Genomic DNA, 14,180 nt, shown 5'->3' with positions numbered 1-14,180 from the left:
ACAAAAAAATAAATTATTAAAATTATTAAAAATTAAAAAAATGGCAAACGTTAAAAAAGAAAGTGGTTCAGGATTAGGCGGAGTAATCTCAGGAATTATTATTGTTGGATGTATTTTAGTTGGAGTATTGATTTGGCAATTTATAATGGGTGATGGAGCAAATTTTGAAGGAGGAGTGAATACGGGTCATCCACTACCAGGTAATTATTTAGCAATGGTTTATAAAGGAGGGCAAATTGTACCTGTATTGTTAGGTTGTTTTTTAATGGTAATTGTTTTCTCTTTCGAGCGTTTTGCTGTGATTTCTAAAGCAGCCGGTAAAGGTAATCTTGATGCTTTTATGAAAAATGTTCAATCAAGCATCACTAAAGGAGATATTGACACTGCAATTGCTGCTTGTGATAAACAACAAGGTTCTGTTGCAAACGCAATTAGATCAGCGTTAGTGAAATACCAAGATGTTAAAAAAGAAGGATTAGATAGCGAAGCTGCTGCAGAAACAATTCACAAAGAAATTGAAGAGGCTACTTCTCTTGAAATGCCAATGTTAGAAAAACACATGACTATTCTTTCTACATTAGTATCTTTAGGAACTCTTGCAGGTTTGTTAGGAACAGTAACAGGGATGATTAAAGCGTTTGGTGCATTAGCATCTTCTGGAACTCCAGATCAAGCTGCTCTTGCAAATGGTATCTCTGAAGCACTTATTAATACTGCTACAGGTATTGCTACATCTGCTTTGGCAATTATAGCTTACAATTTCTTTACTTCTAAAATTGATACTTTGACTTATTCTATTGATGAGGCAGGTAATACTATTGTAAACACTTACAGAAAATTTAGAGGGACTCAAAAATAATTAATACTAATTCGATAAAAAATAGCGTTATAAGTATAATTCTAATAACGCTTTTTTATCAATTTAAAATATAAAGTAATGGCTGTAAAAATGTCCAAAAAAGCAGCGTCTATTGATATGACGGCTATGTGTGATGTGGCTTTTCTTTTGCTTACTTTTTTTATTTTGACCGCTACGGCTAAAATACCAGAAGCATTGCCTGTAGATACACCAGCATCGACTGTTCAGACTAAATTGCCTGAAACTGACTTGATGACACTAACTATTGGTGGTAAAGGAAAGGTGTTTTTTGATCTAAAAGGGAGAGAAGTTCGTAAAAGAACTTTAGAGTTGATGGGTCAAAAATATGGTGTAGCATTCACTGAAGATGATAAAGAAAAATTTGCGTTGATGGAAGGTTTTGGAGTTCCAGTTCAAAATCTAAAACAAATTCTTGCAATGAAAGCTTCTGAAAGAACTAAAGCGAATCAACCAGGCATTCCTAAAGATTCACTTGATAATCAATTGTCAGAATGGATACAAAATTCTCGTGCAGCAAATATGGAGCTGAACGAAAAGGATTTAGAAATAGCTATCAAAGGAGATGCTAATGAAGAATATCCTTCTATTCGTAGAGTAATGGATATTTTGCAAGACAAAAAACTCAATACTTTCAGTTTAGTTACTGGTTTGAGAGGAAAAGAATTTTAATTAAAATACACACACTAAAATGGCTGAATTAAATACAGGCGACGGTGGCGGAAAAGATAAAAAGGTAAGGAGTAAAAAATCCAATTCAAAGGTAGATTTAACTGCTATGGTGGATTTGGCTTTCCTATTGATTACTTTCTTCATGCTTACAACTAGTTTGTCTAAACCGCAATCCATGAATTTGGGTTTGCCAGATAAAGAAGATAAGGACAAACCAGATGAAAATATTAAAGTAGATGAAAACCGTACCGTTACCATTATTATGGGCGAAAACGGTAAATTAGTAAGATATGTAGGTTTGTTGGCAACGCCTAAAGCAGCACCTAAAGATTTTGTTTACGGTAAAGAAGGAATTCGTAAAGAATTGATTTCAAGAAAAAAATCTATCTTGCAATATACTGGAGATCCTAAAAAAGGAATGATTGTAATTATCAAACCTGGAAAAAAATCAACTTATCGCAATTTGATTGATGTACTTGATGAAATGGCTATAGTTGATGTTCCAACTTATGCTATTGTAAATGATTTTTCACCCGAAGAAAAAAAGTTGATTAATGAAAAGTAAAAACTTTTGTTTTTATTAATCATTATAACTTAATACTATAAGAAATTATGAAATTAGATTTATTAAAATATCAATGGCTTGACATTGTTTTCGATGGGCGTAATAAAAAGTACGGTGCTTATGACTTAAGAAAGTCCATAACAAAAAACACGACAAGAGCTTTCATCCTTGGAGCTATATTATTTGCTTTTTTGGTAAGTGTTCCAAAGTTATTGAGTATGCTTCCAGATATTAGTAATGATGAAGAAGTTCTTGATGAAGTGATCAAGACTGTAAAATTACCTCCAAAAAAACAAGAGGAAATTAAAGAAAATCTTCCACCACCTCCACCACCAGCTCCTAAAGTAGATCAGGTAAAGTTTATCAAGCCTGTTGTAGCTAAAGCAGAAGAGGTTGTAGAGGAAATTGCTGAAGTAAAAGACTTGAAAGATAAAGTTATCAGTAGAGTAGATTTAAAAGGTAATCCAGATGCTGAATTAACTATTGAAGCTCCAGGTACAAGTATGGACGCTGTTACTGAAGAAGTAGATAATACGGTTTATAATTCAGCTGGTATTGAAGTAAAACCAGAATACCCAGGTGGTATTGATAAGTTTTATAAATTTGTATCAGAAAATTATAGAATGCCTGATGATGCTCCTAGTGGTAAAGTATATGTTACTTTTGTAGTTGAGAAAGACGGTTCATTGACAGATATCAAAGTGTTAAGAGATATTGGTTACGGTACAGGAAAAGAAGCTATTAGAGTTTTGAAATCTGCAAAAAAGTGGAGTCCTGGTGAGCAAAATGGTAAAAAAGTAAGATGTACTTACAGCATACCTTTTAGTCTCATATCACAAGAATAATGATAAAGAATTTATTAGATAAATTTCAGGAGAAATCGCCTAAAGAGCGATTTCTTCTCGTTATAGGAATTTTGTTTTTTTCTATATATTTGTTTTTAGGTCTTATTATTATCTTTTGGGAATCAGTTTTTACTTCTGCATTTCCTTTGATAATGGCATTTCATTACCGAATTGCATTAGGGGTACTTTTGATTGTCTATTCCTTTTTTAGGTTTTTTAGATTTTTTAATTCAGATAACGATTAAGATGCGTAAAATATATAAATGTATAGTTTTGTTTTTGATATGTTCTTTGTTTTTGATGTGCAATCTCAAAGGGGATAAAGAAACGACCAAAGAGTCTATTTTGAAGGGAACAGTATCAATTTTAGTTGACGAAACCTTGATGCCAATAATTGAAGAGCAAGTCTTGGTTTTTGAAAGTACTTATGATGCTAAAATTAAATTGATTCCTAAATCAGAGAAAGAAGTAGTTGTATCCTTATTTAAGGATCAATCAGGTATCGCAATTTTGAGTAGGGATTTAACTCCTAAAGAGTATAAAATTTTTGAACAAAAGAAAATAACTCCTAAAATAACCAAATTTGCAACAGATGCTATTGCTTTTATTTCTAACAAAAGTGATAATGACACTTTAGTAGATTTAAAAGAAGTTACTGACTTTATACAAGGAAAGCAAAATTCTAAAATAAAAGGATTAGTGTTTGATAATCCCAACTCGAGTACAGTTCGTTATATGAATTCGTTGGCTGGAGTACAATCAATTCCAGAAAAAGGCGTTTATTCATTTAAGACTAATGATGAAGTTATCAAATTTGTATCAGAAAACAAAGGTATGATCGGTATAGTAGGACTCAATTGGTTGACAGAGCCAATGCCTGCAATGAAAAAGTATATCGAGAAAGTAAATGTGGTAAGTGTAAAAAGTCTTAAAGGAAAAGAGTTTTTTGCGCCAACTCAAAATAATATTGCCGAAGGTAAATATCCTTTGGCACGTGATTTGTACATAATCAATGGTCAAGGATATTCGGGTTTAGGGATGGGTTTTGCCTCCTTCGTTGCTGGAGATATAGGGCAGAGAATCATTCTAAAGTCAGGATTATTACCTATTAGAGTTCCTGGTCGAAAAATTAATGTAGTAAAATAATATTGTAATGAAAAATAATAAAATTAATACAGAATCGATGAACAAGTTTAAACTATTTAGTGTTGCTTTTTTAGCAACCGTTTCGTTTAGTAATGCACAAGATATAGCACAAGCCAAAAAAGCAATTGATGCAGAACAATTTGAGAGTGCAAAATCAATGTTGAAATCTATTATCAAAGCTAATCCTTCCAATGGAAGAGCTAATTTTATTTTAGGTAATGTTTATTTAATTCAATCTGTTAATGATTCCGCTAAAATTTCTTTTGAAAAAGGATTAACAGGTTCGGATGGTGCTAAATTAAATTACATTGGTTTAGGTTCAATTGATTTGGATAATGGTAATGAAACAGCAGCTGAAGCTAATTTTTTATTGGGAACAAAAGATGCTAAAAAGAAAGATCTTGAGCCATTAATCGCTTTAGGAAGAGCTTACACCAATTCTGAAAAACCAAATTATAAGAAAGCAATAGATGTTTTGGTAAAAGCTAGAGAAATTAATCCAAATGATGCCGAAGTACAATTGGCATTAGGAGACGCTTATAATGGGGACAAAAATCAAAACGATGCTTATCTTGCCTACAGAAATGCGTTCCAATTTGATCCAACTTTGATTAGAGCAAAAATGCAACTTGGTGTTTTGTTAAAAGGAGCTAAATCTTTTGACGAAGCAATTAAAGCCTATAATGAAGTTATTGTTATCAATCCAAATTACGGACCAGTTTATAGAGAGTTAGCTGAAACTTATTACAAATGGGGAAAAAACAAACCGTCTAAATCAGCTGAATATTATCAAACAGCTATTGGACATTATGAAAAATACTTGAGTTTAACAGATAAGTCTATCCACTCAAGAATGCGTCACGCTGACTTTCTTATATTAGTAAAAGATTATAAAGCACTTGAAATTGAAGCTAACAAAATGATCGAAATGGATAAAGTAAATCCTAGAATTTTCCGTTATTTAGGTTATTCAGCTTATGAAAATGGGAATGTAGATGTAGCTATTAAATCTTTAGAAAGCTTTATGAGTAGCCCAACAAACAAGGTGATTGCAAAAGATTATTTGTATTTGGGAATGGCAAAATTCAAAAAAGGATTAGCTGCTGACGGATTATCTATCGATCCTGTTGTATTTGAATCAGGTTTAGCAGATATTAAAAAAGCAGTTGAAGGTGAGCCAATGATAGTAGAGGACTTAAATGATCTTGGAAGAACTATGTTCGGTAAAAAATTGTATAAAGAAGCAGCTTCAATTTTCGAAATTGGAACGACAAGTCCTGATTTTAAAAATTATTTAGAGGACAACATTTACTACGGTTTATCAATCTATTACGGAAGTGGAAAAAAACCAGATGGAGCTCCTTTAGATATTGCTTCTTTGCAAAAAGCGGATCTTGCTTTTGAGAGAGTATCTGTAGCTTCTCCAACTTATTTGGATGCCTATATTTACAGAGGAAGAACAAATAGTTTGATGGGGAACGATCCAATGACTATCAAATACTATGAAGAATACGTAGCAAAAGTAACTGAAAAAGGACCTGAAGAACTAGCAAAACCAGCTGTTGTAAAAAAAGTAGTTGAATCTTATAATTCTATAGCAGCCAGTTATGCTAATACAGATAAAGCTAAAGCTATTGAATATTTTAATAAAACACTAGCATTAGACGCAACTAATAGTTATGCAACAGAATCATTAAAGTTGTTGAAATAATAAAATAAGAATAAATTAAAAACCGACAGTTTCAAAAAAGCTGTCGGTTTTTTTGTGGAATCAAGTCAACGTTTTAAATTCACTATCTTTGCACTCTTAATCATTAGAAATGCTATCAAAAGAAATTCAATTAGAAGTTAACAAAGGCACAATGCTTCCCTTGATGGAAGAATTTTACACCATCCAAGGCGAAGGATTTCATACCGGAACGGCGGCTTATTTTATACGAATTGGCGGTTGCGACGTGGGTTGCCATTGGTGCGATGTCAAGGAAAGTTGGAATGCCGAATTGCATCCGCCAACCAGTATCGACTTGATTGTGGCCAATGCCAGCAAATATGCAGACACCGTTGTAATCACTGGTGGGGAACCCCTGACTTGGGATATGACCTTGTTGACCCAGATGTTAAAAGATAAAAATCTTAAAGTGCATATCGAAACTTCCGGAGCCTATCCGCTTTCGGGAACTTGGGACTGGATTTGTCTTTCGCCAAAGAAAAACAAATTGCCGACACAAACCGTTTATGACAAAGCCCACGAACTAAAAGTGATTATTCACAACAAACACGATTTTATTTTTGCCGAAGAACAAGCCGAAAAAGTAAACAAAGGTGCTATCTTGTTCCTTCAGCCCGAATGGAGTAAAAAAGAAGAAATGACACCGCTTATTGTCGATTACGTAATGAATAATCCAAAATGGCGAGTATCTTTACAAACACATAAATACTTGAATATTCCTTAAATATGAAGCACTTCTTTTTTCTGGTAATTGCTTTTTTTTCTTTCCAATTTGTTGATGCGCAAGAATTATTGATGGAAACTGAACTCGTTTCAAGTCCAGACGTTACCAATCCAAAATTCAATGGAGGAGAATTTAATAAATTTTACGAGTTTATAAATCAAAACTTTAATTATTCTACTGTAACGAAAGAAGGAGATATTGTTGTTGCCTTTACTGTCAATGAATTGGGTGAAGTAAAAAAAATTAAAGTTTTGAAGTTTCCCAACATCGAAGCAGCTACTGAAATCATAAGAGTCTTAAATAAATCTCCAAAATGGGAACCAGCAAAACGAGCGGGAAGACCTTTTAGTGTAGAAATTAAATTGCCGGTGAATTTCCAAATGAAATTAATAAATCATTAATCCCAAATAGAATAGCTTTATGAAGAACGTGTTTTTTTTATTGGTTTTGTTTTTTGTAATTCAAATCGTTTCGGCTCAAACTAGCGAAAGATTTGTCAATGATAATTCTTATAGCCCTTCCAGTGTTGATGTTAAACCCAAATTTCCTGGAGGAATTGAAAAGTTTTACCAATTTATTCGGGAAAATTATAAAATATCGAATTCAAAAGAGCTTCTAGCGCGTAAAATTTTCGTGAATTTTGTAATTGAAAAGGATGGAAAACTCACTAATATTAAAGTATTACGAGATCTGGGATTTGATACAGGAAAAGAAGCCGTTCGTGTGTTATTACTATCTCCAAAGTGGATACCTGCGGAACTAAACGGTAAAAAAGTAAGATGTTCTTATACATTGCCAATTGAAATAAAATCCTGAATGTATTTCTAAACATTGTTTGGGATTTTTTATATTTACAAAAAAACCAAAGATGAAATCCCAATTCCTTCTCGATCCCAATATCACATTCCTGAATCACGGTTCTTTTGGCGCTTGTCCGAAACCCATTTTTGAAGAATACCAACGATTACAATTGGAACTCGAAAACGAACCCGTTTATTTCATTCTAAAAAAACAGGCCGAATATTTGAAAATTGCCAAAGAAAGATTGGCTAAATACATAGGCTGTAATGCCAATGATTTCTTTTTTACACCCAATCCCACTTTTGCAGTCAACACAATTATGCGAAGTTTGGATTTGAAAGAAGGTGATGAAATTCTCTCGACCAATCACGAATATGGTGCAATGGACAGGACCTGGAATTTCTATTGCAAAAAATCGGGAGCCAAATACATTCGTCAAAACATTTCACTTCCTGTAGTTTCCAAAGCACAAATTTTGGAAGAATTCTGGAGTGGCTACACTTCAAAAACCAAAATTATTTTCCTGAACCAAATTTCAAGTGCCACGGCATTGATTTTTCCCGTAAAGGAAATTTGCGACAAAGCCCGTGAATTGGGATTGATTATTATTATTGACGGTGCTCACGTTATTGGTCAAATGGATTTGAATATTACCGATTTGAATCCAGATTTTTATACCGGAACACTTCATAAATGGATGCTGGCTCCAAAAGGAAGTTCTTTTTTGTATGTAAAGAAAGATTTTCAGGAAATGCTAGATCCGCTTGTAGTGGGTTGGGGTTACGAAAGTGCTACACCAGGAGAAAGTCAGTTTTTAGATTATCAGGAATTTCAGGGTACAAGAGAAATTTCGGCATTCTTGTGCACGCCAAAAGTGATTGACTTTCTCGAAGAAAACGATTGGAAAACCAAAGCAAAGGAATGTAGAACTATCGTTCGAAACAATTACCAACGTTTTTGCGATTTGTTGAACACGAAACCTATTTGCCCAATCACGGAAGAATTTTTGGTGCAAATGGCGAGTATTCCTGTAAAGACTTCAAATCCTGTGGCATTAAAAGAATTGCTTTTTAATAAATACAAAATCGAAATTCCTGTGATGCCCTTGAACGGGAATTATTTTATACGTTATTCAATAAATGCCTATAATTCGCAGGAAGATTTAGATATTTTGTACAAAGCCTTGCAAGATATAATTGCAACAACTAATTTAATAGAAGTTTAGTCTATATTCTATTCTCTCTATTCTATTTTCTAAATAAAAAGTCTCGCCAAATAATCAAAATGTTCCCCTTCCAAAATCAATTCGCATTGCAATCCATTGGCGAAAGCCGCATTTTGCAAAGTGTTGTAATCAAGATAAAGCCAAGGGAAACTGTCTTCGATTTCGTTTTTATAAGAAACTGTAAAGGTTAATTCGCCGTAATAACCATTGGCAGGAATTTCGTATGCGCCGTCTTCATCTTGGTCAAACATATAAATGATGTCCGAGGAATCAATAAGAATCTGTCCGTTTGGGTTTAATAAACTTTTTAGTTTTTGTAAAAAGTTTGGAGTTTCTTTCAATGTTCCAAAAATACCCGTGCCGTTCATCAACAATAAAATGGTGTCGAATTTTTCATTTTCCAATATCATTATATCTTGCACTTTGGCGTTTTTCAAACCACGAAGTCCACAAGCTTGAATGGCATTTGTCGAAATGTCTATCGAAGTTACTTCAAGATTGCGGTCGTTTTGTAAAGTCAGGCTATGACTTCCGGCTCCACAACCTACATCCAAAATCTTTCCTTTGGCCAGTTGAAGCGCTTTTTGTTCCAATTTCGGCATTTCGGCATAAGTTCGAAAAAGATAAGCAACTCTCATTTCATCGGCTTCGGAAATGGAAGTTTCGGTAATTAAATCCTCGGGAGAATTATTGGTTTGAAAATCGAGTATGGCTTTTCCGAAAAGGTCTTTCATAAAAATAAAATAAATGTTTGAAATAGTTTAAGCGTTTAAAAGTTTAATTTTGTTCTTTACAAGAGGATTAAACGAATTAAACAATGTTAAACCAACTCAAACAATTAAACAAACTTGCCAAAGATAAGCATATCGAAAACAAAAAGTATTTCGACAAGCTGAAAAAAAAGCAGCCCAAGAATTTGGATTACATAATGCAGGAGTTGCACGATGCCGAATTCAAGAAAACCAATTGTTTGCAATGTGCCAATTGTTGCAAAACCACGGGACCTTTGTTTACTTCAGCCGATATTGAACGAATTTCGAAACACCTGCGTCAAAAACCACAGCAATTTATAGACCAATATTTGCGCATAGACGAAGATAAAGATTATGTACTGCAAAGTGTGCCTTGTACTTTTTTGGACAGTGACAATACCTGTTTTATTTACGAAGTTCGTCCAAAAGCCTGCCGTGAATTTCCACATACCGACAGAAAGAAGTTTCAACAAATATCTGATTTGACCTTAAAAAACGTGGCAATTTGTCCAGCGGCCTTCAATATTGTGGAAGAAATGAAAAAGAAAATGCCATTGTAAAATTAAAAACTGTCCTGATTTTATAAAATTCTACAGTTTAAGAATTACCAATTAGTCTTTAAACAGTACTTTTACATAAGCGAAGCAAATACACATCAAATTGAATTTAGAATATTTCATAGCCAAACGACTCATCACTGCCAAACATTTCAAGAGCAGCATATCTGCACCCATAATAAAAATTGCAATTTCTGCCATTGCCATCGGAATGATTATGATGATTGTGTCGGTGGCGACCGGAATTGGTTTGCAACAAAAAATCAGGGACAAAGTTTCTGCCTTCAACGGACAGGTCATTATTTCCAACTACGACAACAATCAATCCGAAGTGACCTTGGTTCCCATTTCCAAGAAACAGAATTTTTATCCAAAGTTTAATTCCGTTCCCGAGGTTACCCACATCCAGGCCATTGCCAGTAAAGCCGGAATCATCAGGACGGAAACCGCTTTCGAAGGGATAATTCTCAAAGGAGTGGGAACGGATTACCAATGGAATGATATAAAGGAGTACGTTGTTTCCGGCAGATTACCCGATTTTTCAAAAGGACTTAATAACGAAGTCGTGATTTCCCAGTTTTTGGCAAATCGATTAAACTTAAAAGTAGGTGACTCCTTCAATACCTTTTTTATCAAGGAAGATCAAAATCAATTACCCAATAGTCGAAGATTCAAAATTACTGGTCTTTTCGACTCGGGATTCCAGGAATTCGACGCTACTTATATTATAGGAGACATTCGACACATTCAACGAATGAACAAATGGAAGTCAGATCAAGTCGGCGCATTCGAAGTTTTTGTCAATGATTTCAATAATATAGAGCCAATTGGACAAAAAGTCTATGAACAAACTACCTCCACGCAAGATACCCAGACTATCGTGGAAAAATACAGTTACATCTTCGAGTGGTTAAAACTCTTCGATTTCAACATCGTAATCATATTGGGGGTAATGATTCTTGTGGCCACCATCAATATGGTCGTGGCGCTATTGGTGCTTATTCTTGAACGCACCCAAATGATTGGAATACTAAAAGCCTTGGGTGCAAACAATTGGTCAGTACGAAAAATATTCCTGTACAATGCCTTCTACCTTATAGTAAGAGGACTGTTTTGGGGCAACTTAATAGGTATTTCATTATTGCTGATCCAGCAATATTTCGGAATCATCAAGCTCAACCCCGAGAATTATTACGTCAACCAAGCGCCAGTTTACCTGAACTGGGGATATGTTCTATTGTTAAATATGCTCACTGTTACAGTTTGTTCCCTGGTATTGTTGATTCCTTCCTATATAATAACCAAAATATCTCCGGTAAAGGCCATTCGTTTCGATTAGATTTTTCTTTAGGAGCTAAATCCTTCTCTCTGTTACAAACGGAGTTCACTGAACTCCGATGAAAATAAAAGTGAAGTGAAGTAATCTTGCTCAATCCAGTCTATTTTTCTACGCTCAAAAAGGAGCTTCCTTTGGTTGCTCTTTTAGGACAATAAAAATTAGTCTGTCTTTTCACAAGGATTTCTACTACTATCAGGGCTAGGGTTGGTTGTTAATGAGAAAGTTTCTCTTTATATATAGGTAAGTTTATTAAAAGGGATATCCCGTTTTGAGCAATAAACGAGAATATTGATCTGTAAATACTCATAAGTGTCACGTCTTCCTCTTCTTTGGAGAGGGTCGGGGTGAGGTTTTTTTAGGCAATTCAAGAAGAGAATCCTTTTAAATGCGTTTTTTTTGTGTTAGCTAATCTGTGTTGATCTAGGTTTCATTGTGTTTGAATCCCACCAAAACCGCCACAATTCTCAAAAAGGTCTATCTTAAAATCATAATTTACAAAAAATCTCCTACTGTAAAACTCGTAAAGTCAGTGCTTTAAAAAAAAGAATAAAAAAAAGATTGAGAAAGGCATTGTTTAATTGAAAAGAGTGCCTACTTTTGCACCCGCAAAGACGCAGAAGTTCATTTAAAATACTGGCAAACGGATTAAAAGGATAAGAAAATTTATTTTCAAAAAATTCGAAAAAAGTTTGTGAGATTTAAAAAGAGGTGTTACATTTGCACCCCGCTAAAATAGCAACGATCATTGATATACTGGTAAAGAATTGAGAAGAAAGGGAGAAGAAAGGGAGAAGAAATTTTCTTAAAAAAAACTTCAAAAAAGTTTGCCAGATTGAAAAAGAGTTACTACTTTTGCACCCGCTAAACGAAAGAATAGCGAGATATAAAAAGACACGTTCCTAGACATATTGAATTGACAGCCGTTCCGATGCAAATCGGAACAAATATAAAGAGAGTAAGAGAATCGGAAGATTTAAAAAACCACTAGAATTTGAGTCGAATAATAAATAAGTCGCAAGACTAAACAATATACGATGAAGAGTTTGATCCTGGCTCAGGATGAACGCTAGCGGCAGGCTTAACACATGCAAGTCGAGGGGTATAGTTCTTCGGAGCTAGAGACCGGCGCACGGGTGCGTAACGCGTATGCAATCTACCTTTCACAGAGGGATAGCCCAGAGAAATTTGGATTAATACCTCATAGTATAACGACTCGGCATCGAGATGTTATTAAAGTCACAACGGTGAAAGATGAGCATGCGTCCCATTAGCTAGTTGGTAAGGTAACGGCTTACCAAGGCTACGATGGGTAGGGGTCCTGAGAGGGAGATCCCCCACACTGGTACTGAGACACGGACCAGACTCCTACGGGAGGCAGCAGTGAGGAATATTGGTCAATGGACGCAAGTCTGAACCAGCCATGCCGCGTGCAGGATGACGGTCCTATGGATTGTAAACTGCTTTTGCACAGGAAGAAACAACGCTACGTGTAGCGTCTTGACGGTACTGTGAGAATAAGGATCGGCTAACTCCGTGCCAGCAGCCGCGGTAATACGGAGGATCCAAGCGTTATCCGGAATCATTGGGTTTAAAGGGTCCGTAGGCGGTTTAGTAAGTCAGTGGTGAAAGCCCATCGCTCAACGGTGGAACGGCCATTGATACTGCTAGACTTGAATTATAAGGAAGTAACTAGAATATGTAGTGTAGCGGTGAAATGCTTAGAGATTACATGGAATACCAATTGCGAAGGCAGGTTACTACTTATGGATTGACGCTGATGGACGAAAGCGTGGGTAGCGAACAGGATTAGATACCCTGGTAGTCCACGCCGTAAACGATGGATACTAGCTGTTGGAAGCAATTTCAGTGGCTAAGCGAAAGTGATAAGTATCCCACCTGGGGAGTACGTTCGCAAGAATGAAACTCAAAGGAATTGACGGGGGCCCGCACAAGCGGTGGAGCATGTGGTTTAATTCGATGATACGCGAGGAACCTTACCAAGGCTTAAATGTAGATTGACCGTTTTGGAAACAGAACTTTCGCAAGACAATTTACAAGGTGCTGCATGGTTGTCGTCAGCTCGTGCCGTGAGGTGTCAGGTTAAGTCCTATAACGAGCGCAACCCCTGTTGTTAGTTGCCAGCGAGTCAAGTCGGGAACTCTAACAAGACTGCCAGTGTAAACTGTGAGGAAGGTGGGGATGACGTCAAATCATCACGGCCCTTACGCCTTGGGCTACACACGTGCTACAATGGCCGGTACAGAGAGCAGCCACTGGGCGACCAGGAGCGAATCTATAAAACCGGTCACAGTTCGGATCGGAGTCTGCAACTCGACTCCGTGAAGCTGGAATCGCTAGTAATCGGATATCAGCCATGATCCGGTGAATACGTTCCCGGGCCTTGTACACACCGCCCGTCAAGCCATGGAAGCTGGGGGTGCCTGAAGTCGGTGACCGCAAGGAGCTGCCTAGGGTAAAACTGGTAACTAGGGCTAAGTCGTAACAAGGTAGCCGTACCGGAAGGTGCGGCTGGAACACCTCCTTTCTAGAGCTTTAGTGTTAGCTATATGCACGCTAAAGAAAGAAGACGAAAAATTCAAAAAGGTTGAATCGCAAGATTTAATTACTCTCGCTGTTAGTTCAAATAATACAATTTTAAGTAAAACAGAGTCTCGTAGCTCAGCTGGTTAGAGTACTACACTGATAATGTAGGGGTCGGCAGTTCGAGTCTGCCCGGGACTACTATTTTAACTTAAGAAAGGAAATTTTAGAGGTTGAGTGAAGCCGTTTTAAGTAGTGTTAACTGAAAACTGTTAACTGACAACTAAAAAATGGGGGATTAGCTCAGCTGGCTAGAGCGCCTGCCTTGCACGCAGGAGGTCAACGGTTCGACTCCGTTATTCTCCACAAAAAAGAGTGATCAGATTGCAGTGATTAGTATTCAGTTT

At 36.0% G+C, this 14,180-nt stretch carries 13 protein-coding genes, 2 tRNA genes, 1 rRNA gene and 1 pseudogene; 16 read left to right on the top strand and 1 reads right to left on the bottom strand.

Annotated features, from left to right (window positions below; translation table 11 throughout):
* Positions 1 to 40: 40 nt before the first annotated feature.
* From OZP15_RS15895 to OZP15_RS15845, 11 genes and pseudogenes are all read left to right on the top strand, one after another.
* Complete coding sequence (locus OZP15_RS15895) at positions 41 to 859, top strand: MotA/TolQ/ExbB proton channel family protein (protein ID WP_269226410.1); 819 nt, start codon at positions 41 to 43, stop codon at positions 857 to 859.
* Positions 860 to 937: 78 nt separating this feature from the next.
* Positions 938 to 1,549, top strand: a complete 612-nt coding sequence (locus OZP15_RS15890; protein ID WP_269226409.1) for an ExbD/TolR family protein — start codon at positions 938 to 940, stop codon at positions 1,547 to 1,549.
* A gap of 19 nt (positions 1,550 to 1,568) precedes the next feature.
* Positions 1,569 to 2,114: an ExbD/TolR family protein gene (locus tag OZP15_RS15885; RefSeq protein ID WP_281336611.1), complete on the top strand. Its 546-nt coding sequence runs from the start codon at positions 1,569 to 1,571 to the stop codon at positions 2,112 to 2,114.
* 47 nt (positions 2,115 to 2,161) lie between these two features.
* Positions 2,162 to 2,317: pseudogene (locus tag OZP15_RS16320) on the top strand (energy transducer TonB); the annotation flags it as partial.
* A 15-nt stretch (positions 2,318 to 2,332) separates the two neighbouring features.
* A complete protein-coding gene (locus OZP15_RS15880) occupies positions 2,333 to 2,959 on the top strand; it encodes an energy transducer TonB (protein WP_349293275.1) in 627 nt (208 codons plus the stop codon).
* A 246-nt stretch (positions 2,960 to 3,205) separates the two neighbouring features.
* Positions 3,206 to 4,105, top strand: a complete 900-nt coding sequence (locus OZP15_RS15870) for a PstS family phosphate ABC transporter substrate-binding protein (RefSeq protein WP_281336610.1) — start codon at positions 3,206 to 3,208, stop codon at positions 4,103 to 4,105.
* Between the two features lie 7 nt (positions 4,106 to 4,112).
* Positions 4,113 to 5,816 (top strand): tetratricopeptide repeat protein, encoded by a 1,704-nt coding sequence (locus tag OZP15_RS15865; RefSeq protein ID WP_349293274.1) that lies wholly within the window; start codon positions 4,113 to 4,115, stop codon positions 5,814 to 5,816.
* Positions 5,817 to 5,925: 109 nt separating this feature from the next.
* On the top strand, positions 5,926 to 6,558 hold the full coding sequence (locus OZP15_RS15860; RefSeq protein ID WP_269226406.1) for a 7-carboxy-7-deazaguanine synthase QueE: 633 nt from the start codon (positions 5,926 to 5,928) through the stop codon (positions 6,556 to 6,558).
* A 2-nt stretch (positions 6,559 to 6,560) separates the two neighbouring features.
* The gene (locus OZP15_RS15855) at positions 6,561 to 6,959 is read left to right on the top strand and encodes an energy transducer TonB (RefSeq protein ID WP_281336609.1); all 399 of its coding nucleotides are present in this window, start codon (positions 6,561 to 6,563) and stop codon (positions 6,957 to 6,959) included.
* A gap of 19 nt (positions 6,960 to 6,978) precedes the next feature.
* Positions 6,979 to 7,374 (top strand): energy transducer TonB, encoded by a 396-nt coding sequence (locus OZP15_RS15850; RefSeq protein ID WP_269226403.1) that lies wholly within the window; start codon positions 6,979 to 6,981, stop codon positions 7,372 to 7,374.
* 52 nt (positions 7,375 to 7,426) lie between these two features.
* A complete protein-coding gene (locus tag OZP15_RS15845) occupies positions 7,427 to 8,584 on the top strand; it encodes an aminotransferase class V-fold PLP-dependent enzyme (protein ID WP_281336608.1) in 1,158 nt (385 codons plus the stop codon).
* 29 nt (positions 8,585 to 8,613) lie between these two features.
* Here OZP15_RS15845 and OZP15_RS15840 read toward each other — a convergent pair whose 3' ends face one another.
* Entirely contained in the window at positions 8,614 to 9,318 is a 705-nt protein-coding gene (locus OZP15_RS15840; protein ID WP_269226400.1) for a class I SAM-dependent methyltransferase, read from the bottom strand.
* 83 nt (positions 9,319 to 9,401) lie between these two features.
* Between OZP15_RS15840 and OZP15_RS15835 the strand changes: the two genes are divergently transcribed.
* From OZP15_RS15835 to OZP15_RS15815, 5 genes are all read left to right on the top strand, one after another.
* Positions 9,402 to 9,896 carry a YkgJ family cysteine cluster protein gene (locus OZP15_RS15835; RefSeq protein ID WP_281336607.1) on the top strand — a complete coding sequence of 165 codons (495 nt, stop codon included), beginning with the start codon at positions 9,402 to 9,404 and terminating at the stop codon, positions 9,894 to 9,896.
* 100 nt (positions 9,897 to 9,996) lie between these two features.
* A complete protein-coding gene (locus OZP15_RS15830; RefSeq protein ID WP_269226399.1) occupies positions 9,997 to 11,232 on the top strand; it encodes an ABC transporter permease in 1,236 nt (411 codons plus the stop codon).
* A 1,031-nt stretch (positions 11,233 to 12,263) separates the two neighbouring features.
* Positions 12,264 to 13,777, top strand: a 16S ribosomal RNA gene (locus OZP15_RS15825).
* Between the two features lie 123 nt (positions 13,778 to 13,900).
* Positions 13,901 to 13,974: transfer RNA gene (locus OZP15_RS15820), tRNA-Ile, on the top strand.
* Positions 13,975 to 14,065: 91 nt separating this feature from the next.
* Positions 14,066 to 14,139: transfer RNA gene (locus OZP15_RS15815), tRNA-Ala, on the top strand.
* Positions 14,140 to 14,180 lie beyond the last annotated feature (41 nt).

It is taken from the genome of Flavobacterium eburneipallidum (genome assembly GCF_027111355.2).
Classification (GTDB): Bacteria; Bacteroidota; Bacteroidia; order Flavobacteriales; family Flavobacteriaceae; genus Flavobacterium; species Flavobacterium eburneipallidum.
Note: the sequence above shows the minus strand (reverse complement) of the source record. Positions and strands in the feature narration are given on the sequence as shown.